Genomic DNA, 26,373 nt, shown 5'->3' with positions numbered 1-26,373 from the left:
CCCCCGGGCGAGGTCGGAAAACAGAATTTTCCGACCTCGCCCTTAACAGTTTTGACCGGTTTTCGACTCTCTTCTTCAGAATGATGTAAATACCCGTTCCGGGTAAGACCATCTATTCCATCAACTTCTATTCTCCTTCCCTCTTCATATTCATAAAATATTTCCAAACCGCCCGGTAATATATACTCTTTTAAATTCAAGGATGCTCCAAATACGCTTTTTTTGCAGGTAACTCCCACTTTCTTTGCCTGTTCCGGACAGCAGTCCGCTTATAAAATAACGAACGCAAAATACTTTATTTTTATTTGTATTAAATCTAAATAAATTATATTTGTCCGGTAATCAACTGGTGTGATATAAAAAATACAACTATGAAAAAAACATGTACCTTCCTGGCCTGTTCTCTTTTCGGGCTATATACATTAAACCTTGTTGCCTCTTCAGATATCGATTCCCCTCCCTACTTAACCGACTGTACACAACAATATTTCAAGATCACAGGTAAGGTAACCGATGAATTCGGGACCCCGGTTGCCAATGCCTCCGTAATGATCAAAGAACTGCAGAAAGGGACTGCGACCGATACGAAAGGTATATATGTCCTGGAACGGATCCCGGCAGGGACGTATACCATAGAAATACGAAACCTCGGAAAAAAAACGATCACTGAGAAACTTACGGTCAGCAATTCGGATTACGACCTGAATATAACACTCTACGATAAAAGCGAGGAATTGCAGGGTGTGACGCTCGAAGGGCATCTCATTAGCATATTACCTTCCTCTTCCAAAACGGAATCGGTAGCCAAAATACCTTTAAAGGCCATAGAGACTCCCCAGGTATACTCTTCCCTTCCTAAAGAAGTACTGGCAAACCAGCTTATCTACACCGTAGATGATGCCTACAGGAACATTACGGGATTGCAAAAAATGTGGAATGCCACAAACAGGTCGGGCGACGGTGGTACATTTGTCAACTTAAGGGGGTTCATTTCCAATAACTCTATGAGAAACGGGCTCGTAGCTCCCGTATCTACCTCCATAGACGCCATTAACCTGGAAAAACTGGAAGTTTTAAAAGGCCCGTCCGCAACATTGTTCGGTAGTAGCGTTACTTCATACGGGGGTGTCATCAACCGGGTTACCAAAAAACCTTACGACGGACTCGGGGGCAATATTTCCGTTATCGGCGGCAGCTATAACTACTACAGGGCCCAGGCCGATTTCAATACTCCCATAACCAGAGATAAAAAACTGCTTTTCCGGGTGAACACGGCCTATACGAATTCCGGGAATTTTCAGAAAAAGGATGCCAAAAACTCCAATTTTGCCTTTATTCCCTCGCTGGCTTATACGGTTAATGACAAACTGGACATCAACCTGGAACTCGAATGGTTCGATACCGATGCGATCCCGGAGCAGATGTTCTTCTATCTCTCCCCTGCACTTGGAACTGATAATTTCAGGGACATTGAAAAAATGGGGCTCGATTATAAAAACTCCTATATGGGAGACGATCTTAACACCAAAGCCAGGGTAAGGAATTTTTTCGGACAAATCAATTACAGGATCAACGACCATATACGATCGTCCACCAATGTAAGTACGGCCTATTCACAATCCGACGGTTTCAATCCGTATTTTTATATAGGTCCGGAATCGACAGAAACCCAGGATCCGAATGATGTGCGATTGGGTGTGGTAAGAGCCGACCAGTCTACGACAGACAGCAAACAAAAACACTTTCAGATCCAGCAAAATTTTAACCTGGACTTTAATCTCGGCACTATGAGGAACCGCGCTGTTGCCGGTTTCGATTATCTGAGGACCAAAAACGAGCAGAATTTTATTTTCTTCAGCGTATTTGACTGGGCGCCCTTTTCCGGAGGGGATTATGCTACAATGAATGCGGAAACTGTTAGCGCCAGGTACGATGAACTCCGAAATACTCCGGGATATGATTTCAATGCCAATAATACCTACCCCATCACAGGAGTTTTAAATACCTACAGTGCATATATTTCCGATGTGCTGACCCCTGCCGAAGGATTAAATGTCATGGCATCCGTGCGGTACGAAAACAATCAGTTCAACGGTGGAAAAAGCGGACAGGCCGATACACAGGCATACAAACAAGCTGCATGGTCTCCGAAATTCGGGGCAGTGTATGAAATAGTCAGAAACCAGTTTTCCGTCTTCGGTAACTTCCAGAACAGTTTTACCAGCAACGGGTATTACCTGACCAACAGCAATGGTGATATGGCCCTGTCCGACCCGGAAAAAGCCAACCAATGGGAAGGCGGGTTTAAGGCCAATTTGATGGCCGGAAGAATTAATGCGACATTGAGCTATTACAATATCGATGTTAAGAACTCCCTGTTGAGTACCGGCGAATACGTCGGGGCACAGGCCGTACAAAAGCAATCCGGGAGCCTTACCAGCAAAGGAATAGAATTTGAGGTTAATGCTTATCTTCTAAGGGGTTTTTCCCTTATCGCCGGTGTCAGTTATAACGATTCCCGGTACACCAGTACGGACGAACTCAATGCTGATGTTTACGATAGGCGTCCCACTACCGCTTCCTCGCCCTGGCTGGCCAACTTTAATGCAAGCTACCAGTTTATGGACGGTGGTCTGAAAGGTCTCGGTTTCGGAATAGGCGGAAATTATGCCAGCGACAATAAAATCGTAAACTCCGTATCGCAGGGAATATTCGTCTTGCCCAGTTATTTTGTATTGAATGCCAATGCCTTTTACGACACCAAAAAGTTCCGTATAGGTGTTAAAGCGGACAACTTCACCAATGAACACTACTGGATCGGTTATACAACTGCAAACCCACAGGCACTTATCAATGTTTTGGGTAGCGTAACCTATAAATTTTAATTTGCCAGGACCCTTTGATGCCTGGCAGGCATTATCTGCCCGGCATTTTTCCCGCCATATCCGCCAGGAAACCCGATAATCAAATCACTGCCCCGGAATATCATTGCAATAATCCTCCCCCCTTTCTTATCAAAAATCTTATCCCGCATATTATTTAGAATCAGTAAAAACAATATATTTACAGAAAAATCATGAACCTCAAAACGGCCAAACGTTGGTTTTCCTGGCATAAATGGACCAGTCTCATATGCACTGCTTTTCTCCTTCTGTTGTGCATTACCGGCCTGCCTCTTATTTTTCACGAAGAGATCGAGCATCTTCAGAATGATTTTGAAGTAGAAACCGTCGGGGGAAAACAGAAAATGGACCTGGACCGACTTGCGGAGATCGCCGAATCCAAAAACCCGGGAAAACATGTGCGATATGCTTTTTGGGAAAAGGACGAACATCCCAACCAGGTATTGTTTGACGTGGTAGAAAAACCCGATGCCCATTTCGAGGAAAGCAAATATATCCTGATCAACGAATACACCGGAGAAATATTAAACGAACCGGAGAACGAAGGATTTTTGTATATCATGCTCCGCCTTCATACGGATATGTTTGCCGGCATACCCGGTAAACTGTTCCTCGGGCTCATGGGAATCCTTTTCTTCATTTCCATAGTGTCCGGAATTGTTCTCTACGGCCCCATTATGAAGAATTTCGATTTCGGTATGGTAAGAAAGCTCAAATCCAAAAGACTTCAATGGCTGGATACACATAACCTGCTGGGCATCGTTACGGTTGTCTGGTTAACCATAGTAGGCCTTACCAGGGTAATAAATACCCTTTCGGATGTTGTACTTGGCTTGTGGCAACAGGGGCAGCTTGCCGAAATGACGGCTCCTTACCGTAACGAAAAGCCCCCGGAAGGAAAACTGAGTTCACTGAACGAGGCCGTAAAGGCTGCGGAAGAAAAGGTACCTTCCATGGATGTTTCCGTTGTGGCCTATCCGGGAACACCATTTACAAGCAAACATCATTATGCCGTGTTTATGAAAGGAAATACGGAAGTTACTTCAAAATTACTGATGCCGGTACTCATAGACGCGAAAACAGGTGAAATAACCGATGCCAGGAAAATGCCCTGGTATGTGAATACATTATTTATATCACAACCGCTCCATTTTGGCAATTACGGGGGAATTACCCTGAAAATTATCTGGGCAATCTTTGATATTATGACTATCATTATCCTTATTACCGGGCTCTATCTGTGGTTTGCAAGAAGAAAATCGGAAATCAGGTCGAAAAAACTTTTAAACCAAAGGGACCATGCAAAGTAAGTTTTTCAAACTCTGGGGCATTCCCATTGTGCTGGGGATTATTTCGTTATATGCACTTATTTCGGCACTAATAGGAGGCGTTGTTGCAGATACTATTGCCAATATCCTGCTCTTCATCCCGGTGTTTATCACTATCAAAAACTATTATAAAAGTAAATACTAAAAGCGGTTTATTACTCTGGTTCCTTTGTAGTATGTACTCCGTTCATCGCTGTATTCCCGTGGGGCATTATATATAAAGGAGACCAGATCATATTGTAATTCAACAAGTTTATAATTATTTCCAAAATGTTTTAAAATATGACTTTGTGGATTCCCAAACTTTATTTACTTTTGCCTACCCTTTTGAGGAAAGGAGTTCTTTAATAAAATGCGCTCGTGGTGAAATTGGTAGACACGCTGTCTTCAGGCGGCAGTGCCGTAAGGTGTGGAGGTTCGAATCCTCTCGAGCGCACAGAATAAATAGAAAACAGGGAGCTTTGCTCCCTTTTATGTTTCTAAACAGTAGTCTGTTAAAGCACAAACAGCTATCTTCGTGTCAATTTAGATTCTCTTCATAAAATGAGCTTTTTTCGATAATTGTAACTTCGGTTTCATCAAAGGGTTATTTGTTTCTCCTCTTAAAATGTAGCGAAACCTCTCCTATAATTCTTCTATATTAATCTCCTTACCTGGTTGGATGAAGTTTGATTTCGGCCGTTGCATTCGGCACGAAACACAGCCATATATTTTACAGAAATCAGTGTCTTAAATGAAACGTCACCATCCGGTGCTTCTAAGATATTTTCTATCCTACTAAGACTCGGATTATTCAATCACCGGTTTTCAATTGCCGAAACTGTCTGTTTAACCCCGGGCCAAAAACCTTATATAATTCTTTTCATGATGAGAAATCCTATCAATCATAATTCTTTTTTCTTGTTGATAATTTTCTCAACCTTAAAGTATGCAATGCCACGGCAATAGAAGATCCTATAATAATAGGAAATGCAACTAAAAAGCAACCGTAAATAATATAGATTGAATTTGCAACTAATGAAAACACTCTTAATTTCTTTTCACCATCGAGTGCCATAGAGATCAGGTTAATGCCCAAACCCAAATATCCCACAGCATCAATAAATAAATTGTCCATTTAATACATTTAAGTTTATATTCCAACAAGTCAGTTTAATTTAGTTTCATTTCAAAAAGACAAACAGTTGCATTGTTGTAATGAGCCGGCAGGCTTTCTGAAACCCCCATTTTATTCATTCCAATAAATTTAAAACCGTTCCTGACGTACATTGTTATCAAACCGGGGTTAATACTGGCAATATCCAACCGTATATAATTCTTTTGGTTTACACGGGCAAAAGTCTTTGTCCAGTCAAAAACTTTGGCAATGACGTTCAATCCTCTAAAAACGGGGTCCGTGGCTATTCTGTGTAAGTAAATACTTGGCTGGTTATTTTTCTCTCCCCAAATTTCAGGATCATCGAAGGTTGTTACCCAGATACAAGCAATTGTACCGTTAATAGTTAGTTTCCATTGCCTTTTTTCAATTATTTCTTTTTCTATCATTTCTCTGTCCAAATTTGGCCATGGCAATCCTTTCTTTTCTTTCTGATACGCAATTGCAGAAGCATAAAGCGACAGAATGTTTTTTAAATCTTCTAAGGTGCTGTTTTCTATTTTCATCTCGCTAAAAATTAAAAGAAATTAATGGAATGTTCTTTATTTACGGTACAAATTTATGCGTACATTCGTGATTAATTTCATGTTTTTTATCTACAAAACGGGTAAAAAACTTATTTTAAATAAAAAATCAAATAATTTATGAAAGACTTAGATAATTTTGATAAAGGAATATTAAGACTGCTACAGCAAAACAATAGGCTCACTACACAAGAGCTGGGTGAAAAATTAAACCTTAGTCAAAGTGCCGTTCAACGAAGGATTTCAAGGCTTAGAAAGGAAAAAATTATTGAAGCAGAAATTGCCATTGTTTCATCATCCGCATTGGGGGTTGGTATAACCACTGTGGTTGATGTCATACTTCACGAGGGAAGCTCTGCTAAAATTGATGAGTTTAAAGCCGATATGAAAGCTTGCCCGGAGGTATTTCAATGTTATTATGTTACCGGGAGTTACGATTTTGTTTTAATTGTACAAACAAGGGACATGACTCATTTTGAACAATTTTCAAAACAATATTTAATGGATAATAAGAACCTTAAACATTTTTATACGCATGTAGTAATGGATACCACAAAAATAAGCTATGGCTTTCCCATATAGAACTTATTTAAACGTCTCATATTGATCTCGAAATATCTTTTGTTATATATTTTTAAAGGTTTAATCCAATATATTGTTTTTATGATCATAAAAGTCTCTTCCGATGGTTCCGAAGGAGGCTGACCATTGATCCGGATGACAAAGCGGCCATGACCAGATCTTATTTTTGAAAACTTTTCAAGATCCCGAATTTATGTTTGGGCTTCCTTACAGTTTTTTTCGCATCTACCGGATTTCGTTTCCAGTAATTAGCCAAAAGTGATCCTGAAATATTCATCCAGGGACTAAATACGGCTGCTGCCAGTCCGACTGTACCCAGTTTCCCCATTACGGCCGCTAACCCGGAAGCCATTCCCCCGTTTTGCAGGCCAACTTCAAAGGCCATAGAACGGGCGGAATTCTTATCCAGTTTTAAGGCCCGGCTGAACCAGTAACCAAATATATATCCCAATGTATTGTGAATAACCGAAGCCAAAAATAACAAGGGTCCTATGCGCAGTAAATTATCACGTCCGGCAGCCGTTGTTATCGCTGTAAAATAAATAATACCGAACATTGAAACATAAGGCATAAACCTGTCCAGTCCGGTAAAATATCCGGTGAGCTTGTAATATACAGCCCCGGCTACAATGGCACTTAATATAAATCCGAAAATTTCGGCAGACTGAAGCGCTTCATCTGAAAGATGGGTTTCCAGAAATTTCCACAATCCCAAAGGAAGGGCTATTAACCAGGTGAAGCATATAAGGACAATGACATTCATTTTTTTCAATACCCTGTGATTTGTATTTTTAAGATGGTCGTATAATAATGCCGCACCGATAGGGACCAGGACGATCTTGATGATCTGTATCATCATATTGACAAACTCAATTTCAACCAGGGTGCCCGCCAGCACTTTCATTAACAGTGGCGTCAGAAAAGGAGCTACCAGTGTTGCAACGGCGGTTACCGTAACCGATAAAACCAGATTAGAACGGGCAATGTAGACCATGACATTGGAAGCCAAACCACTGGAACAGGCTCCGATAAGTATGACCCCGGCCGCTATTTCCGGTTCAAAATCAAATACGCGGGTTAAGATGAAACCGATTATCGGCATTATCGAAAACTGGCATAATAACCCGACCAGAACGCCGCGGAACGAGGTCTTAAGACCGCTGAAATCCTTTAACTTCATCTGAACTCCCATTCCGAACATTACAAATTGTATGACCAGGAGAACCAGCCAGGGGTGTCTGAGGTCCAGATCTCCCCAATGGAGAAAATTTGAGGGATAGCATAAAGCGGCAATAACCGCTGTTATGATCCAGGCCGTATACTGGTATCCCTTTAAATATGAAACAGCACCGATCCCGACAGAAAAAAAGCAAGCGGCGGCAACCATAAAAAGCTGCCACAAGTCATTTTTTGCAAGGAACATTCCCCCCATGCATACAACCGCTAAAAAGCTGATATAAAGGCTTATTCTCTGTAATTTTCCGATCATGGTCAGTTTAATATTGAAGCCAGGTGCTTAATAGCCTCCGACGGACTTGAAATGATAGGCACTTTTTTATCCGCTTCACCCAGTTTTTCTACCACCCGGGCCATAGAGGCCTGAGCCAGTAAGATCACATCCACTTCTTCGGCCAGTTGCCTGAGTGCGCCTGCTACCATGTCATCGTGTTTGTCGGGATCACCATTCATCAGGGCATCAAAGGCACCTTCACACAATCTGGAAGTGATATCAATTTTCTTTTTGGCCACCAGAGCTCTTCGCCTTACCAGATCACTGGTAGGTTCCAGGGTAGTCGGAAGGGTAGCGATAACCCCGATCCTGGTACCGGTATTTATGGCCAGGTCTACCATAGGCTGATCCACGCGCAGAACGGGTACTTCTGTAAGGGAGTCCGCTACTTCTACTGCCGCGCCGATGGATGAACATGTCACCAGAATATGATCTGCCCCTGCAATTTCTGCCGATCCTACATGATCTACAACCCTCCTTGCCGTTGTCCGGGTTAATTTTCCTTTCCGGATGACGTCTTTAATTAAACTGTCGTCTACAATATTGAAAACCGTTGTACCGGGCAACAGGATATCACACAACTCTTTAAATACAGGTACCAAAGTTGCCGATGTATGTATGAGCCCTAATGTTTTACTTTTCATCTGTATCGATTTTATAGATTAACGTGAATAATGGATAAGGCTCCCCTCTTCAGACGAAGAGGGGTGTCCCGCTTGCGGGACGGGGAGTTTGACCCAGCCCATATCCCGGGATTAACCCCAAACTTTTATACAATACCTATGGCTTGGGTTATCAAACCCTCCGACCAAACTAAAGTTTGCCCACCTCCCTTTGTCTAAAGGGAGGAACTCTTTTTTACAATTCAATGTTTTTGACCTGAACAACTTAAACATTATTCACTTTAGATTATTTAAATATTTTAAACATCCCTCTGCTCTCACTCGCCTTGCAACATCCCGAAATAGTCTGCACCGCCTACCTGGCCTCCTTTAAAATTAATTTCCAGGTCGTCCACAGGTGAACCGGGGGCATGTATCTTACAAAGCGGGGCTCCGGGGGTCAGGGGGGCTATCATTTCAACGGCTTCGATTCCCATGGTACGGGCAGCATAACTCGAGGTATCCCCTCCTGCGACAACAATTCGTTTTAAGCCTGTTCTGGTTGCTGTTTCCTTTACTATTTTTCCAAGGAAGGAACCGAATAATTTTGCCGTATCTGTTTTCGGGTTTACGAGATCCGGATCTTTATTTTCCCTGCATCCCGTATGCACTATAACACTCTTATGTTCCTGTAACAGGCTTACAACCTGCTCTGTATAATCCCGTAACATTTTATCAATATCCTGTCCCCGGCTTATGGCCGGGGTATCTATTACAATGGCTTCAAAACCATGAGCAGTTGCCCAGGATATCTGGGAAGAAGTCACCGGAGAACAGCTTCCCGAGACCACCAGCAGTTGATCTACACGGTCAATTTCGGGCCAGCCGGCCGGTTTCCGAAGTCTGCCCGTAGCCTGCCAATGCTCTCCCAAAGCCATTTCAATCCCTGAAGACCCGACCGAAAAAAGCGGTCTGTCCTCACTTGTCCTTGAGTCGATCAACCTGCCAATGGGCATTAATTGTTCTTTGTACATGGCATCAAAGAGCATGATCTCGGCACCTTTATCTACTTTATCCTGGTACACTCCGGCCAGTTCATCCTCGGGAAGATTGACCTCCAGCACATCTACCAGTCCGATCTTTTTCAGGGTCTGCCTTGCAAGGTGTAACCTCAGATCGCTTTCATCGGCCGGTGTTGTCGGATGGTTCTTCATTGAGGGATGGCGGTCCAGACGATATATCTGACCATTACTGCCAATGCCCATACGGGCAAAGAGATTTCCAAAGGCACAATATCTTCCCAGTACCGGGGCTGCGACCAAAAGCGGGATGCAATCATTTGAAAATATCCCGGCAGCAATGTCAATGACTTTTCCGATACTGCCTGTTTCCGGGGACGAATCGAATGTGGAACAGACTTTATAGTGAATATGCCGGGCATTGGTTTTCTTCAATGCCGGAAATGCAGCCATTAATTCTTTATGCATGGCGTCATTGTCCATAGCCCTGGTCATCCCGGCAACACCTATGGCGTCGAGATCCTTATATTTTCTGAGCTGTTCCGGTGCAGGCGGTTCAACAAACAAGATTGTTTTTGCCCCGGCACAACTCAGAAATTCCAGGGCATCGGTAGAGCCTGTAAAATCATCGCCATAAAAAGCCAGTAATAATCCCTCATCAGAACTCATACCTCCGATCCGAATTTTTTAACCGATTTCCCGAAAGCCGCATATTTCTTTGCCGCATGCTCCACAGACATTCCGTTCACAGCGGCCTCCCATGCCTGTTTTAATGCAACCACCCCGCCTTCCGGACCATCGGGGTGCGCCATTATTCCTCCTCCTGCCATATAGAGCAAATCTGTGGTCTTTGTTCTGCGATAGGTCTCGGGAGCCTGTCCGCCCCATTGCCCCGAAGAAACTACGGGCAATACGGTATACCCGCCTAACATCGGTTTTAAACAGGCCTTAATGGAACTGACAACCGAATCATCTGATTCCCAGAACTTATTTTGAATCCCGTTAACATGGATCTGATCTACACCGACCAGCCGCCACAGCTTCTGATAGGCTGAAAAATCGATCCCCAATAAGGGGTGCCTGTTCATCATACCCCATCCGTTGCGATGTCCGTGAATGACCAGTTCTCCCTGATCGCATATTTTTTTAGTTCCGGAAAGCCCTACACTATTCAAACTTATCATAGCACAATTTCCTCCCTTTGCACAGACATATTCATAATTCCGGAGCATTTCATCGATCCCGTCACTGATATTAAAAGCGTACATCACTTTTTTCCCCGTTTTATCGGCATACTCGTCAATGACACGCATCACTGCATCAACGCGGGCTTTAAAAGGAGAATTGGACGGAGAAGTCATTAATTCGTCATCTTTGATAAAATCAATTCCGGCATTTACCAGTGTTTGCACAAGGCGGGCCGTTTGTTCGGGAGTCATTCCTATACTGGGTTTGATTATGGTCCCCATCACAGGCCGGTTTTCATTAACGCCCGTAAGTTTCCGGGAGCCTTCAATGCCGAACCGGGGTCCTTTAAAGTGTGCTGCGTAACTGGCAGGCATTTCGATATCCATCAGTTTTAAACCGGTAAATTGTTTTAACTCGTATAGATTCCCCTGCAGTGTCGAAATCAGCGCTGGCAGATTATAAGCAAAGTTCTCAACCGACCAGGACACTTCCACCATCCCCCGGTGATAAGATGGAAAATCGGCATGAGTACCGGGCATGGCAGGTTGTGAAACACTTTCCAGGTATCTGATCTGCTCCACCCGGGCAGCAAATCGTTCTTTCAGTTCTGCTGTTTCGCCGGGGATCTTCACAAAGGTTCCCGTAGACTGTTCCCCGGCCAGGACTTTTGCCGATTTCTCTATATCAAAAGGGGTCTCGATATAGTATGTAGCTTTTATTCTTTCCATGCAATAAATGGTAGTTACCAGTATTCAGATACTGTCTGAGTTCTATTCTTGGGCTCTCTTATATGTAGTTTTCTCCCAATCCTGTGGCTTTGACGGACTGGTGTTCTTAAACTGAATATTCCCGGAAAGGTCTCCTTTTATTTGAGTATGAATTTCCCCTCCGTTCACCCTAAACTCCGAGTCTTCGAAAATCACATCGCGGGTGTCCAGAAATTTCATCAGAGAATCCCGGCTGGCTACATATACGTTTTTAAACCTCAGGTTTTTTGCATCATCTGCATTAAAAAACCGCTTGCTATTTTCTACACGTATATTTTCCATAAGCAGATTTTCCAACGGTGATTCCGGAATTCCGTTGATATTCACAAAAGTTGAGGCTTGTGTTACCAGAATATCTTTAATGTGAATGTCCTTAAATTTCGGCGTCAGTTCATTCACCTCTAAAAACGGTTCCCTTTTTGCAAGATCTCCGACATACATTTCACTCCCCAGCATATCCCAGCGAAAAGCGGTTTGCCGCAGGTTCATCCGTATCCTTTCATAAATAAAATTCTCTCCTCCTCCGCCCCGGGGCCTCCGGGTCTTAAAGCGTATGCCTACTCCCGTATTGTCAAAAACACAATCGTGTATATAAAGGTTATTGATCTTACCTGCTGTCTCACTTCCTACCGTTATTCCTCCATGCCCCTCTTTGGCCAGGCAATAACGGACAACAACATTTTCGGTAGGCCTGTTCACCCGGATCCCGTCTTTCCCCCGGCCGGCTTTCATCGTAAAACAGTCATCACCGTTGTTGAGTGTGGAATATTCGATAAGTACATTGCGGGAAGATTCTATATCTATACCGTCGCCACGGGGAATCCCGACCGAATTTACGGTTACGCCCCGGATAATCACCCCGTCACAATAAACCGGCACTATATTCCAAAAAGCAGATCGTTCGAGCGTGATCCCTTCAATATAAACATTGGTACAATCGGTAGGTGAAATAAACATCGGAAGAAAAATGGACTCCCCGTTATATCCCTCATAAACCCGTTCTTCCACAGGCTTTTCAACAGGAACAAATTTTTCGGTGACATCTTCGGTCATCATCTGGTCTTTTACCGGCCCCTCTTCCGGGCCGTACAATGTTCCTTTTCCGGTTATGGCAATATTGTCCTGTTTATACGCATATATACAGGCTCCCAGAGACATGACCTCCACACCTTCATGGCGGGTAAATACTGCCGGGCGGTAATCTTCCAGTGCTCCGCTAAAATAAAGTTCGGCACCTTGTTCCAGGTGTAGGTTGACATTGCTTTTTAAACTTATTCTCCCGGATCTCCATTTCCCTTCGGGGATAACAACTCTCCCCCCTCCTTTTTTACTGATCTCATCTATGGCTTCCTGAATGGCTTTGGTGCTCAGCCGGTTTTGTTGCGCTCCTTTTTCCCTGATGGAAATTGTCCTTTCCGGAAACACCGGCCTTTTAAAACCGGGCATTTTAAAAGGTGCATGAACCTCGGCAATGGTATCGGGCATGTTTCCGGCTCCAACCTCGTTTACAGTGACCAGGCTATCCAACGGAAAATAGTTTTCTTCCTTCGCTACTTTCGTTTTTTCACTACAGGAAAAGAAAACTGCCATCATGAGAAATAAGCCGGGGCCTGTATATTTGTTTTTTAATTTCATCACTTAACTTTTATACTGAATTCCTATAATGAATTCTTAAATCCTCTGTTTTAACCGTTCTATTTCAAGGTTTTCGGGAATAAATGGCGTAGTATCCCTGAGATAACTCCGGCGTAGAGCATTGTGAAAGTCAGATCACCTCACAATTTTTCATAAATGTATATACAACATTTAAATGGAGTATCCCGTACTGTCCTGCCTGTTGTAGTGAGAGGCATAGCATGCTGGCTCCCAGCAAGCCATCTTCAGACCGGGATGTCCTGTATGCTGAAAATATGGTGGAAAAATACTCTTCCGGTGATATTTACTATAAAAAACAAAGGAAAAATGGATCGGGTAAGGGCAAATCAGCTATGTTTGCTTGTTATGGCTTTCTCAGCTTAATCCAGAATGTTACCCCCTGGTCCTCCCTGGAAAACAAACCTATACTTCCTCCCATAGCCTCGACAAATTCCTTGGAGATGGCAAGTCCCAGCCCGGTACCTTCGGATTGGTCGCCCTTAAGCCTGGAATAGGGTTTAAAAATAGTTTTTTTCTGTGCGGGATCGACCCCTTTCCCCTGGTCAGTTACCGAGATTCTGATAAAATAACCTTCTGCCTCTGCACTTACCTTTATCGTCCCCTCTTCAGGAGAGTAACGGATGGCATTGGTCAAAAAATTATTCAATATCCAGATCACTTTCTGGGGATCCGCCAGGACTTCCGATTCATTTACGACCGAAAGATTTTGTACCGTTAATTTCTTATCTTTAATAAACGGTTGTATCCCCAGAATGGCAGAGTCTACCAGGTAGCCTACTTTTGTCCGGGAACTCAACACGTCTATACTGCCACTTTCTATTTTGGACAGGTCCAGTATTTCATTAATCGTCCGCTTTATGCGGTCATTGTTTTGCACAATGGTTTTCACCCATTCTTCCTGTTCTTCGTTCAAGGTCCCCGTCTTTTTATTTTGCAACAACCCCGCCCCCATATCAATTGCTGCTACCGGGGTTTTTAATTCATGGCTTAATGTAGCCATGAAACGGGTTTTGGCCTTGTCTTTATCGGCAAACTCCGTGATATCGGTTAAAATGATCACATGCCCTATCAGGATTTTTCTTTCCCCTTCACCTGTCGGATTTGTTATAATATCGATAATATCCTTGGAAAAAGACTTTTCTTTCTTGTCCTCCGTAACCTTAATGGGATGGGACGCATAATCTCCGGTATAGCCTCCTATCATTAATTCCCGGATCAGATTCTGCATTAATTCGTTATGCATGGCAATATCCGGTGCATATTTTCCCCGGATTTCTTTTTGCTTCAATCCCAGTAAAGCAAGTGCCCGTTGATTGACAAACAGGATATGCTTGTTCTGATCCAGTCCTATAATAGCTTCGGAAAGCTGGTTGATAATGGTATCCAGCCTGTTCTTTTCGAAAAGGATTTTCGCATAGTTACTCTGTTCGAACTCCTTGAGTTTGAGTGCCATCAAATTAAAGGAAGCGGCTAAATGCCCGAATTCGTCTTTTCGGTTCGCCGGAACATTTACATCATATATTCCCCGGGATACCTTGTCAATAGCCTTGTCAAACTTTTTAATGGACCTGGTAAGATAACCGGGCATGCCGAATGTAAAGAAAAGTCCGATCACAAGTGTGGCAAAAGCGATAATAACCATGGAAACGAATACCCTGTCGGAAGTGTCATTGACCTTTTGATTGCTTTCCGATATTTTTTCCTGATTGATCTCATAGATCTGATCGGTAAGTTCCCTTATCAGGAAAAGAGATTCCATACTTTCCCGCTTTCGGCCCTTATCCAGTATTTCAGTAAAGTCCTTTATATTCTTTTCCAGTTTTTGGGTGAGCCCTGCTTCCCCCGTTTCGGTAATATTATTCTTTTGAAGCCGGAGCTGGGCATTCACTTCGGACAAATACGGCTCTACCCGACCGGGCAGATTGAGGACCAGTATTTTTTCGATGGCATCGATTTCCGTATTTATCCGTTGCATATACTGCAATGTACGGTTGTTGTCCTTCAGAATATTCGAAGCTTCTTCTCCGAGTTTTTTGACATAAAAACTGCCTACCAGTCCCAATAACAGGATGATAATAAATAAAAAACCGAAGGAGAGCAGTAATTTGGTCTTAAACTTCATAACATGTAATTTACGGGAGAAACAAAGCCTCTGTTAACAACTCCTTCCTTTTTAAAAAACAATAATAACATCTATCTCGGTATCCAATAAGTACTTTAACAATTTGTCGAAGTAATTTTTTCCCCTTAGTTGCCTCCACAGGGAAAAGTGCGGTTTTCCCATAACGATATTGGTAATTTTCAGTTCCACGGCTTTGCGAAAAACAGCCCTGGGTATATTTTCTTCGCGTATAGTGATGACCTGCGCCCCAAGCTCTCTGGCCAGCTGCATGTTGTTCAACAATTTACGTTGGGTCTTCAGGTCGATCTTAAACACATCTTCTCTCGGTGTCTTTACATAGACCACAAACCATTCCGCATGGTAATAATCAGCTATTCTCGCTGTTTTTCTTATAATGTGTTTTCCGCTTTCAGAGTTGGTACTGATACAAGCCATAAAACGTTCCAGCTGCATACGTCCCGTAGCGGGCAGACTACGTTCTATTTTCTTCTCTACCTGGGAAGCCACTTTTCGCAGTGCCAGGTCCCTTAACTGTAATATTTTTTCGGGCTGAAAAAAATTATTCAGCGCCCGTTCTGCCCGCTCCCCCTTATAGATTTTCCCTTCCTTCAGGCGTTTGATAAGGTCCTCGGCAGGAAGGTCTATATTAACAACCTCATCGGCCTCATTCAGTATTTTGTCCGGAATGGTTTCCCTGATCTCTATACCGGAAATATTCTCTACCTTATCCGTCATGCTCTGCAGGTGCTGAACATTAAATGCAGTGATGACATTTATGCCGTAATCCAGGAGTTCCTCCACATCCTGCCAACGTTTTTCATTCTTGCTTCCGGGAATGTTGGTATGGGCCAGTTCATCGACCAGTACCACATCGGGCCGGGACAGGATAATGGCATCCGGGTCCATTTCCTCCAATTCCCGGCCCTTGTAAAAAACATTCTTCAACGGGATTACCGGGATATCCTGCACCAAAACCTGTGTTTCTTCCCGGCCATGGGTTTCAATAAAACCGATACGTACATCCACCCCTGCTTCCAGCAATTGATGGGCTTCCTGTAACATCCTGTACGTCTTTCCCACTCCGGCTATCATGCCGATATATACCTTGAGCCGGCCCTTTTTACGTCTTTGGATAAGATGCAGGAAGCCGTCTTTTTCCGTACCGTTATCTGTATTCTTACCAGGCATCTTAAAAATTAAAAAGGTGGTCCAGGTAATAGCCAAAAGTAACCATAAGTTCCCATCGCTCATTGGTGTTATGGTTGTCCGAAAAGAGGGCTATATCTTTGTCTGCACGAAGAAACCGGGCCTCCCCCCGGATATAGCTGTTAGTTACCGGCCTGTATTCTCCGCCCAGGGTCACCCCCCAAAGGCCAAGCCCCATTTCTTCTCCGTTAATACCGGGTACAGGGCCACTGATAAAACCCTCTTCATCTTTAAACCTCTCCCCTCTTGCTGTCACTGACCATTGCGGATGGAACCGGTAGCGGACCGTCGCCAGGGCATTATACATAAATGCGCTTTTGTTCCGGTCCTTTGCCGTATTGGACTGCACTCCTATATCTGCTCCTAAAGTTAAGAACAATTTATCGTTCAGTGTTGTGTTCAGGTACAGATTGTGATACATCCTGTACTGTTTTACCGGAAATTCATCCGGAGATTCCCTTCCCAGGAGATTGGTATAAGTAAGTGAGGTGACATCATTAAACCGGTATTCCAGTAATATTCCGAATGATTTGGCATCATTGACATCCAGGAAAGAGTTATACCCGTTTACCGCCCACAGTTCAATATAGAGTTTTTCAAAACCCTCATATGAAATTTTGACCCCCGCCTGGTAAAACGGTTCGTTATAGGTTGCAACGGCGGTAGAACTGAGAAAATTATTTTTTGGTAAAAAACTTTCCGTCCCTATATGGGTGGTGAAAAATCCTGCGTCTATCCATAAATCTTCCGCAATCCGGAACCCGAGGTTGGCTTCCTGGACTGCCCGGTACTCTTCGGACCATGTAGCCCGGGCTATATCTCCCCAGTGTAAAGTGAGATTTCCTCTTATCTTATCTGACTTATAATGTGCACCGATCTGGGCCACATTCAGTCCGAACCGCTTATTCGTGGCCGAGACCGTGGTATAAGGCTGGAATGCATTAGCATCTGTATTATGGGTAAAATAACTGTAATAAGTGTCCAAATATCCCGAAACGGTCAGGGTATTCGCTTTTTCCTGGGCCTGAATGGTACCAAGCCCCAGTAAAGCAGTAATAAAAAATGGATAAGATCTCATTCGTTTGTTTTTAGACCGGTACTTCGTTCGGCAGCCGAAGTACCGGCCAGCTGTTTTTGTGTATATTCAGTTTACTTTACGAATCCGGTTATCACCTGATTTCCAGTTCGTCCAGGGCCATATTAAGTTTCAGTACGTTAATATAATTATCAGGACCTCCAAAGAAAGAATTTTCGGCATGATTTTCTATCAATTCCCGTAACTTATTTTCGGGGACCTTTCTTACCTGCGCAATGCGATGAACCTGGATCAGGGCTGCTTTTTTGGAAATATGGGGGTCCAATCCCGAACCGGATGCCGTGACCAGGTCTACAGGAATATCTTTTTTAACCAGCCCGGGATGATATTTCATCAAGGTATCTATCCTGTTTTTTACCAGTTCCAGGTATTCCGGATTCGTAGGCCCGTAGTTCGACCCTCCGGTAGAGGATGCATCATAACCTACCGCAGACGGCCGGCCCCAGAAATACCGGTTGCTGTGAAAATCCTGGCCTATATTTTCAAACCCGATCAATTTTTCCCCTTGATATACGGGATTTCCCCGGGCACCATCCGGGGCAAGGACAGTACCTAATCCCACCATGGCAAGGGGATATCCCATGCCGAATAACAGAAGTGTCAATAAGGTTAAGCCAAAAATTGTTCTTAATGATTTCATTATTGTGTCTTTTTAAAATTTTATTTTGAGCTTATGGAACTCCCCCGGTTCCCTTCGTGAGGGGAACCCTTTCCTTTTTCGGGAGAAAAGGGGGCTATAAGCTGATCTATAAGAATATACTGACGATCATATCAATAAGTTTTATCCCTACAAAGGGCAGGGCTATTCCACCGAGGCCATAGACCAGCAGGTTTCGCGTTAACAGGGCCGATGCCCCCATCGGGCGGTACTTTACGCCCCGTAGTGCCAGGGGGATCAATGCGGGAATAATGACCGCATTGAAGATCACCGCGGAAAGTATGGCCGACTCCGGGCTTTCAAGCCTCATGATGTTCAGCATATTCAGCCCCGGAATGCTTATGGCAAACAAGGCCGGAACGATGGCAAAATATTTGGCCACATCATTGGCAATGGAAAACGTGGTGACATTTCCCCGGGTAATGAGCAGCTGTTTACCTATCTCCACTACTTCCAGGAGTTTGGTAGGGTCATTGTCCAGGTCAACCATATTGGCTGCTTCCTTGGCCGCCTGGGTACCGCTGTTCATGGCTATACCCACATCGGCCTGCGCCAGGGCCGGGGCATCATTGGTCCCGTCTCCCATCATGGCTACCAGTTTTCCGGCCTCCTGCTCTTTTTTGATATATAACAGCTTATCCTCCGGCCTGGCCTCGGCAATAAAGTCATCCACCCCGGCCTGCCGGGCTATAAAAGCGGCGGTGAGGGGATTGTCCCCGGTGACCATCACGGTTTTCAAACCCATTTTCCGGAACCGGGCAAAACGTTCCTGTATTCCAGGTTTTATGATATCTTCCAGCTGAATGACCCCCAAAGCCTTTTTATCCACACCAAGGGCCAGCGGTGTACCTCCTTTTTCGGCAATTTCCCTGACCTTATCCCGGAACTGTGGAAGTAATCCGGGTGCTATATCACACCATTTTTCAATGGCATCCCAGGCCCCTTTTCGTATCTGTCGCCCGTCCTTAAGGTCCACACCGCTCATGCGGGTTTCGGCAGTAAACTTTATAAACTCGTTAATCTCAACATCCCGGAGATCATCAAGGAAGACTTCCGAACCTTCGGCAAGTTCCACTATGGATTTACCTTCCGGAGTATTATCCGAAGCAGAACTCATAGCACACAGGCAGGCAAAAGACATTTCGTCCGTACCGTCAAGGGGATAAAAATGAGTGGCCTTGCGGTTACCTATGGTAATGGTCCCGGTCTTGTCCAGGAGCAATACATCAATATCCCCTGCCGTTTCCACCGCCTTACCGGATTTGGCAATGATATTGGCAGACAAGGCCCTGTCCATCCCGGCAATACCGATTGCAGAAAGCAATCCGCCGATAGTTGTGGGGATCAGGCATACGAACAGGGACACCAGGGCGGCAACGGACAACAGGGTATTGCTGTAAGCGGCAAATGGCTGCAAGGTCACGGTAACGATCAGGAATACTACGGTAAAACTGGCCAAAAGTATGGTGAGGGCTATTTCATTAGGTGTTTTCTGGCGATTGGCCCCTTCTACAAGGGCAATCATTTTGTCCAGGAATGATTCTCCCGGCTCGGATGTCACTTTTATTTTTATGGTATCCGATAATACCTTCGTCCCCCCGATAACACTGTTGTGATCGGTTTCCGCTTCGCGGATGACAGGAGCGGACTCCCCTGTAATGGCAGATTCATCGATAGATGCAAATCCCTCCACGATCTCTCCGTCTGCCGCGATGACATCACCGGCTTCTGCAATAAAAATATCGTTCTTCCGGAGTTCCGTAGCATTTACCATTTTTATGGTACCATCTACCAGCAAGCGTTTGGCCATGGTATCGGTGCGCGTTTTTTTCAGGGCATTTGCCTGTGCTTTGCCACGGGCTTCCGCTATGGCTTCCGCCAGATTGGCAAACAAGAGGGTAATGACCAGGATCAGGGTAATGGCAAAGTTATACCCGAAGCTGCCTATACTTTCGCTTCGGACAAAAAGAGATATACAGCTAACTGCAATCATGACCAGTGTACCTATTTCGACGGTGAACATCACCGGGTTTTTCATCATCGATGCGGGGCTGAGTTTTATAAAGGACTCTTTCCACGCACTTTTCAGGATGCTTTTATTTAAGATGTTATTCCTGGAATTCATTTTTCATTTATTTAGTAATATTGAATTTATCTTTTCTGATAATAAGGGTACATGGATCAAAAGGAAAAATACTCGGCTATAGGTCCCAAAGCCAATGCCGGAAAAAATGCCAGGGCAGATATAATGAGAATGACCGCCAGCAACACCGAGGCAAAAGCCGGGGTCTCCGGTTGCAGGCTTCCCACTGTCTGTGGCACCTGTTTTTTTGCAGCAAGTGACCCTGCAATGGCAAGCGGGCCGATAATAGGCAGAAACCTCGCCAGCAACATTACAATTCCCGTGGCAATATTCCAGAAGGGAGTATCATCCCCCAATCCTTCAAAGCCCGAACCGTTGTTTGCCGAGGCGGAGGTGAATTCATACATCATTTCCGAAAATCCGTGAAACCCGGGATTGTTCAACCAACCCAGGTCCGGGTTTGCAGTGACCAGGTAACCGGATATAGCCGTCCCCGCCAGGATGAACAACGGGTGAAGAATAACCACTATGGCTGCGATCTTGATCTCCCTGGCTTCCAGTTTTTTCCCCAGGAAATCCGGGGTACGGCCTATCATCTGTCCGGCTATGAACACCGCAATGACCATAAAGACAAAAAAGTTGATAAACCCTACCCCTACACCACCATAAATAGCATTGATAAACATATCCAGGAGAAATATCCCTCCGGAGATCGGGGTATGGCTATCATGCATAGAGTTTACCGATCCGTTGGATGTAGATGTTGTAGATACTCCCCACAAGGAAGAAGCCACGGGCCCTATACGAACTTCCTTCCCTTCCATATTCACCGTTTGTTCCAGTCCCATTCCGGCAAAATTGGGGTTGCCCTCCACTTCCTGCCAGGCAGATACGGCCACAAAAGATATAAACAAAAGGGACATCACCCCGAAAAGGTAAATACCCAGTTTTTTCCGTTTCATATAAAATCCGAATGCAAATACCAGAGCCATGGGGATAAGCAATATGGCTATATTCTCGGCCATATTGGTCAGGTAATTGGGATTTTCGAAGGGATGAGTGGAATTCGGTCCGAAAAAGCCGCCTCCATTAGTCCCAAGTTGCTTAATGGCAACCATCGGGGCTGTCGGTCCCCCGGCCACCATTTGTGTTTCTCCTTCCAGGGTAGATACTTCCTGAAGGCCTTTAAAATTGGTTGTGGTACCATTGAGCGTAAGTATAAGCGACAATATCACGGCCAAAGGCAACAGGATGCGGGTACAGCTTTTAAGCCACAGGTTGTAAAAATTTCCCAGGGCCCCGGAACTCCGATTGGCCAGCCCCCGGAACAGTAAGGCACAGGCTGCCATCCCGGTCCCGGCACTGACGAACTGCAACCAGGTGAATACCGCCAATTGGGTAAAATAGCTTGCTCCGGTTTCCCCGGAATAGTGCTGCAAGTTGGTATTGGTCATAAAGCTGATGGCCGTATTAAAAGCCAGGGTGGGCTCCCAGTTTCCGGTTCCCGCCGGGTTCCATAATTTTATAATGCCCTGAATCGAAAGAATGATAAATGCTACGAGAAAAAAAAGCAGGTTTAATCCCAGCAAGGCTTTCATGTTCTGCTTCCAGTCCATTTCTTTATCGGGATTGACCCCGCTTATCCTGAAAATCATTTTTTCTACCGGGGACATAAAATCCATCCGGTTTTTTTCTCCCCGAAACACCTTCACTATAAATTTTCCCAATGGCCAGGCCAGGGTGACAGAAAGTACAAAAATCAGGGTTGCCCCTATAATTTCTTTATGTAACATATTCAGAATTTTTCAGGTTTTACAATGGCATAAAAAAGATAGGCCAGGGTCACTACGGCTAATATCAGAAGTACAATCATGATTTTATGGTTATTAAGGTTAATCGGGAATAGTGATGGGTACACCGCCACCGGTAATGAATTTGGAATTTATCCGTATCAGCCGGTAAAATATCCTTTTGCATATTCACCTTCCGTTTCAGGTTAAACCGGCATTTTACCTTTTTCAGCAGTTTGAAGTAATGATCGATCAATTGTACCTGGACATACCTGCTTCCATGTACAAAAAGATAATTTACCAATTGCAATATGCCGGCAGTTTTCTCAGTCCGGGGAAAACCCAGTGTTACATCCGTTTTTTGTGCAAGGATTTCCAAACGGGCCGAAAAATTCTTAATGGTCGCCGTCTCCGGAAATTCGAGACGGATAAGGTCTGATGCGTCTTGTTCTGTTAACATGGTCAGGATTATTTACCGGATAAGGTCGTCGAACCAGTCGACGGATTTAAAAAGAATGATAAATCCCGCAACTGTCAGCAGGATCATAGCTAAACTCAAAAGTATTTCCATAGATGTATGAATAATTATATTTGTTCGATACATCGCAATGCCAATCTCATGCCATGGGAAAAACCGCACCTCAAACAAAACGTAAAAACTTGATTGTAAGCTAAATAATAAAAAGATGTTTTCCCATAAAAAAAGAATACCCTTTCAAAATGAAAAGGTTTTTTCAAAATGAAAGGGTATCCGGATGTAAGTGCGGTATGGAAGTTAAAGTAGATTTACAGATGAAGACCGTATTCTTCCATTTTCCGGTACAGTGTGGTTAGCCCAATACCGAGTAGTTTTGCGGCTTTCGTTTTATTACCATTTACATATTCCAGTATATTTTGAATATGGTTTTGTTCTACTTCTTTCAATGAAAGTACGGAAGCATTTTTGGCCAGGTACCTGGAAAAATAAAAATCCATCGGGAGCAGTTCTGCCTCCAGGACTTCCGTCTCCGCAAGGATTATCGCTCTTTCCACAATATTGCGCAATTCCCGGATATTGCCTTTCCAGTGATGCTGTTGAAGGGCTTTTTGAAATTCCGGGCTCATCCGCGCGACCTGCTTCCTGTTTTTGGCATTAAAGAGCTTTATGAAATACTCCGCCAGCTGCGGAATATCCTCTGCGCGTTCATTAAGCGAGGGAAGCACTACTGTAAATGCGGAAAGCCTGTAATACAGGTCTTCTCTGAAAATCCCCTTGTCTACTCCGGCTTTAAGATCACGATGTGTGGCGGCAATAACCCGGACATCCACTTTGGTCTCTTTTGTGTCCCCCAGTTTGATAAAAGTACCTTCTTCCAGAAACCGTAATATCTTAGCTTGTAAGTCGATATCCATTTCCCCGATCTCGTCCAGGAACACGGTGCCCTGGTGGGCTTCTTCCAGTAATCCTTTTTTGTCTTTTTGTGCCCCTGTAAATGCCCCGCTCTTATGTCCGAAAAGCTCACTCTCCAGAATATCCCTCCCCAGCGCACTGCAATTAATGGCCAGGAACTGCTCGGTCTTTCGTTCGCTATGGGCGTGAATGGCCTTGGCAAAAATCTCTTTTCCGGTCCCGGTTTCGCCGTTAAGCAAAACCGTGGTATCCAGCGGGGCCACTTTTTGCGCCAATTGTATGGCTTCTCTTATCGCTCCGGAGGTACCGATAATTTTATCAAATCCATAATCCCCCTGGATCCGGGCATGCAGCTTTTTGATTTTAAATCGCAATTGTGATTTTTCGGCGGCCGTACTCACCAAAGGGATGATCTTCCGGTTGTCATCTCCTTTCACCAGGTAATCCATGGCCCCGTTTTTAATGGCCTGTACTCCATCGGGAATATTGCCGTAAGCGGTAAGACATATAACCTCGGTTTCCGGGCTGATACTTTTGTATTCTTCGACAAGGGAAATCCCATTTCCGTCCGGTAATTTTACATCGGCCAATAAAACGTGTATTACCTGTTGCCTTAAAACCTCTTTCCCCGCTTTTGCGGTTTCTGCCTTATAAACCCGGTACCCTTCCAGTTCCAGGATACGGGCAAGCATGTTCAAAAGGTCTTTTTCGTCGTCTATGATCAGGATAGAAGATATCACGGTTTTCTCATTTAGGGCAAATTTACGGAGTGTACGGGAGTTTTCTCCATCTAATTAAATCCTTTTTAACAGATACTGAAAAGAGGCCGGATATCAGGGGCTCTTTTGCTCTTTCCCGGAAGAGACGAACATAGAGTCTGTACAGCTTCTCTTACTGCCTGTTGCTTCGGGCCGTGCACAAAATGATCGGAAAAATCATTCCGCCGGGCACACGATCCAAAAAACCTGAATATTACAGACTTCTCTCTTTCTTACACTTTATACCGGAGATCCCAGGCCGTTCATCTATCTCTTTTCATTCGTCCTCCACCCTCCTATCCGGATAGCCTCTCCATACTTCGGATAACTACAGTATAATGAACATGTTACAAGCTGTTTTAATTATCGATTCTCAATACCTCCTGTTTTTTCCTAATGTTTTATTAATTAACCTCTTTCATTCCTTTGTCTGAAAAAGATTTTTTATCTTAGAAAGAAGTGCTAAGTAGGAGGTAAAAAACAAAAAAGATTGAGTATGTCAAAAACTGCCAGCTTCCGTTTTAAGGCCGCCATACTCGATATGGATGGTGTAATAACAAAAACCGCGGTCGTACATGCCAAGGCATGGAAACAAATGTTTGATGAATTTCTGAGAGATTATACCGGGGAAAATTTCCAGCCTCTGCATATCAAAAAGGACTATACCGAATATATTGATGGCATTCCCCGGCACGACGGAATTAAAAATTTTCTGGCATCAAGATCTATTTATTTACCTGAAGGAAACCCTCATGACCTCCCCGAGAAAAATACGGTGTACGGGTTAGGAAAGAGAAAGAATAAGATCTTCCTGGAATTAATTGAAAAAGAAGGTGTAACCATATATGAAGATGCCCGGGAGATGCTAAAAAAATGGAAGGAAGAAAATATCAAATTAGCCGTAATCTCTTCCAGCCGTAATTGCAGATATATAATGGAAAAAGCGAATATGGAACAGTGGTTTGAAGTACGGGTAGACGGAATGACATTAAAGCACGAAAAATTAAGAGGAAAACCTGCGCCCGACATTTTTCTGAAAGCCGCTGAATATTTAAACGTTCCGGTGGATGAAACCATAGTTATAGAAGATGCAATATTGGGAGTACAGGCCGGCAAAAAAGGGCAATTCTCCAAGGTAATCGGAGTGGCGCGAAATGCCACAGAAAAGTCCCTTGCGGATGCCGGGGCGGATATCGTGGTAAATGAACTTACGGAACTTAAAAATTTAAAAACAGAAAGAAAAAACAAACCGGATGCGCTTCCGAAAGCTTTGGATAACATAGAAAAGATGATGGAGTTAAAAGGCCGGAAAAAACCTGCTCTTTTCCTGGATTTTGACGGTACCCTCTCTCCCATAGTCTCCCACCCTGAAGATGCGGAACTACCGGATGCAAACCGTGAAATCATGTATCAATTATCAGAGCTTATCCCTGTGGCCGTGGTAAGCGGGCGGGATCGAAAAGATGTGAAATCAAAAGTAGACATAGATACGATTATATATGCCGGAAGCCACGGTTTTGATATTTCGGGCCCCGACAATCTGGAAATGGTCCATGAATCGGAAAAGGAAATTACCCTCGCTCTTGATAAAGCAGAAAACAATTTAAATGAAAAACTCCAAAATATAAAAGGGGTTGCAATAGAACGAAAAAGATTTGCCATTGCAGTGCATTACCGCAACGTGGAAGACAAGGACATACAGGAGGTGATAGAGGAAGTCAATAAGGAAATCAGGAAACGGCCGGAATTAAAGGGAGGTGGCGGAAAAAAGATACTGGAACTCAAACCGGACATTGACTGGAACAAAGGACGTGCATTGGATTGGCTTACCCGAAAACTCGGATGGGACAAAACAAAGTATTTGCGCATATATATAGGTGATGATATTACAGATGAAGATGCTTTTAAAGCAGTCAGGGAAGACGGTATCGGAATACTGGTAAGTTCTCATGGCAAAAAAACTTCAGCCGTCTATACCCTGCAAAATACCGGTGAAGTAACCGAATTTCTGAGACAATTTAAAACACGGTTATAA

Annotated in this window: 21 protein-coding genes and 1 tRNA gene; 6 read left to right on the top strand and 16 right to left on the bottom strand. The window is 44.0% G+C overall.

Annotated features, from left to right (window positions below; genetic code table 11):
- The first annotated feature begins 371 nt into the window (after window positions 1-371).
- From ED312_RS01610 to ED312_RS01600, 4 genes are all read left to right on the top strand, one after another.
- Window positions 372-2,885, top strand: coding sequence for a TonB-dependent receptor (locus ED312_RS01610; RefSeq protein ID WP_240642985.1), 2,514 nt, complete (start codon window positions 372-374; stop codon window positions 2,883-2,885).
- Window positions 2,886-3,076: 191 nt separating this feature from the next.
- Window positions 3,077-4,213 carry a PepSY-associated TM helix domain-containing protein gene (locus ED312_RS01605; RefSeq protein WP_123214249.1) on the top strand — a complete coding sequence of 379 codons (1,137 nt, stop codon included), beginning with the start codon at window positions 3,077-3,079 and terminating at the stop codon, window positions 4,211-4,213.
- Window positions 4,203-4,376: a hypothetical protein gene (locus tag ED312_RS23655; RefSeq protein WP_170164426.1), complete on the top strand. Its 174-nt coding sequence runs from the start codon at window positions 4,203-4,205 to the stop codon at window positions 4,374-4,376. Before ED312_RS01605 ends, ED312_RS23655 begins: the two co-directional genes overlap by 11 nt.
- A gap of 209 nt (window positions 4,377-4,585) precedes the next feature.
- A tRNA-Leu gene (locus ED312_RS01600) sits at window positions 4,586-4,667 on the top strand.
- A gap of 444 nt (window positions 4,668-5,111) precedes the next feature.
- Here the strand turns inward: ED312_RS01600 and ED312_RS01595 are convergent.
- Both ED312_RS01595 and ED312_RS01590 read right to left on the bottom strand, forming a co-directional pair.
- Window positions 5,112-5,348, bottom strand: a complete 237-nt coding sequence (locus tag ED312_RS01595; RefSeq protein WP_123214248.1) for a hypothetical protein — start codon at window positions 5,346-5,348, stop codon at window positions 5,112-5,114.
- 35 nt (window positions 5,349-5,383) lie between these two features.
- Window positions 5,384-5,893, bottom strand: a complete 510-nt coding sequence (locus ED312_RS01590) for an N-acetyltransferase (protein ID WP_123214247.1) — start codon at window positions 5,891-5,893, stop codon at window positions 5,384-5,386.
- Window positions 5,894-6,031: 138 nt separating this feature from the next.
- Between ED312_RS01590 and ED312_RS01585 the strand changes: the two genes are divergently transcribed.
- Complete coding sequence (locus ED312_RS01585) at window positions 6,032-6,493, top strand: Lrp/AsnC family transcriptional regulator (RefSeq protein WP_123214246.1); 462 nt, start codon at window positions 6,032-6,034, stop codon at window positions 6,491-6,493.
- A gap of 160 nt (window positions 6,494-6,653) precedes the next feature.
- On the opposite strand, the gene ED312_RS01580 is transcribed toward ED312_RS01585, so the two are convergent.
- The 14 genes from ED312_RS01580 to ED312_RS01515 form a co-directional block, all read right to left on the bottom strand.
- Entirely contained in the window at window positions 6,654-7,982 is a 1,329-nt protein-coding gene (locus tag ED312_RS01580) for a bile acid:sodium symporter family protein (RefSeq protein ID WP_123214245.1), read from the bottom strand.
- A gap of 2 nt (window positions 7,983-7,984) precedes the next feature.
- Entirely contained in the window at window positions 7,985-8,647 is a 663-nt protein-coding gene (locus ED312_RS01575) for an aspartate/glutamate racemase family protein (protein ID WP_123214244.1), read from the bottom strand.
- Between the two features lie 296 nt (window positions 8,648-8,943).
- The gene (locus tag ED312_RS01570) at window positions 8,944-10,293 is read right to left on the bottom strand and encodes a four-carbon acid sugar kinase family protein (RefSeq protein WP_123214243.1); all 1,350 of its coding nucleotides are present in this window, start codon (window positions 10,291-10,293) and stop codon (window positions 8,944-8,946) included.
- Window positions 10,290-11,540 carry a ribulose-bisphosphate carboxylase large subunit family protein gene (locus tag ED312_RS01565; protein ID WP_123214242.1) on the bottom strand — a complete coding sequence of 417 codons (1,251 nt, stop codon included), beginning with the start codon at window positions 11,538-11,540 and terminating at the stop codon, window positions 10,290-10,292. Before ED312_RS01565 ends, ED312_RS01570 begins: the two co-directional genes overlap by 4 nt.
- A gap of 42 nt (window positions 11,541-11,582) precedes the next feature.
- The gene (locus ED312_RS01560) at window positions 11,583-13,214 is read right to left on the bottom strand and encodes a glycoside hydrolase family 28 protein (protein ID WP_123214241.1); all 1,632 of its coding nucleotides are present in this window, start codon (window positions 13,212-13,214) and stop codon (window positions 11,583-11,585) included.
- Between the two features lie 364 nt (window positions 13,215-13,578).
- Complete coding sequence (locus ED312_RS01555) at window positions 13,579-15,357, bottom strand: sensor histidine kinase (protein WP_123214240.1); 1,779 nt, start codon at window positions 15,355-15,357, stop codon at window positions 13,579-13,581.
- Between the two features lie 51 nt (window positions 15,358-15,408).
- Entirely contained in the window at window positions 15,409-16,608 is a 1,200-nt protein-coding gene (locus ED312_RS01550) for a sensor protein KdpD (RefSeq protein WP_240642983.1), read from the bottom strand.
- Window positions 16,547-17,641, bottom strand: coding sequence for an outer membrane beta-barrel protein (locus ED312_RS01545; RefSeq protein ID WP_123214239.1), 1,095 nt, complete (start codon window positions 17,639-17,641; stop codon window positions 16,547-16,549). Before ED312_RS01545 ends, ED312_RS01550 begins: the two co-directional genes overlap by 62 nt.
- Before the next feature lie 91 nt (window positions 17,642-17,732).
- Entirely contained in the window at window positions 17,733-18,299 is a 567-nt protein-coding gene (kdpC, locus tag ED312_RS01540) for a potassium-transporting ATPase subunit KdpC (RefSeq protein WP_123214238.1), read from the bottom strand.
- 106 nt (window positions 18,300-18,405) lie between these two features.
- Entirely contained in the window at window positions 18,406-20,442 is a 2,037-nt protein-coding gene (kdpB, locus tag ED312_RS01535) for a potassium-transporting ATPase subunit KdpB (protein ID WP_123214237.1), read from the bottom strand.
- Between the two features lie 56 nt (window positions 20,443-20,498).
- Complete coding sequence (gene kdpA, locus ED312_RS01530; RefSeq protein WP_123214236.1) at window positions 20,499-22,193, bottom strand: potassium-transporting ATPase subunit KdpA; 1,695 nt, start codon at window positions 22,191-22,193, stop codon at window positions 20,499-20,501.
- A gap of 2 nt (window positions 22,194-22,195) precedes the next feature.
- Window positions 22,196-22,273, bottom strand: coding sequence for a K(+)-transporting ATPase subunit F (gene kdpF / locus ED312_RS24455; RefSeq protein ID WP_123214252.1), 78 nt, complete (start codon window positions 22,271-22,273; stop codon window positions 22,196-22,198).
- A complete protein-coding gene (locus ED312_RS23650) occupies window positions 22,270-22,650 on the bottom strand; it encodes a hypothetical protein (RefSeq protein WP_170164425.1) in 381 nt (126 codons plus the stop codon). Before ED312_RS23650 ends, kdpF begins: the two co-directional genes overlap by 4 nt.
- Window positions 22,651-22,976: 326 nt before the next feature.
- On the bottom strand, window positions 22,977-24,320 hold the full coding sequence (locus tag ED312_RS01515; RefSeq protein ID WP_206363190.1) for a sigma-54-dependent transcriptional regulator: 1,344 nt from the start codon (window positions 24,318-24,320) through the stop codon (window positions 22,977-22,979).
- A gap of 514 nt (window positions 24,321-24,834) precedes the next feature.
- Between ED312_RS01515 and otsB the strand changes: the two genes are divergently transcribed.
- A complete protein-coding gene (otsB, locus tag ED312_RS01510) occupies window positions 24,835-26,373 on the top strand; it encodes a trehalose-phosphatase (RefSeq protein ID WP_123214234.1) in 1,539 nt (512 codons plus the stop codon).

The organism is Sinomicrobium pectinilyticum (genome assembly GCF_003725735.1).
Taxonomy (GTDB): Bacteria; Bacteroidota; Bacteroidia; order Flavobacteriales; family Flavobacteriaceae; genus Sinomicrobium; species Sinomicrobium pectinilyticum.
The sequence above is the reverse complement of the archived record's forward strand: the minus strand, read 5'-3'. Positions and strand labels throughout refer to the sequence as shown.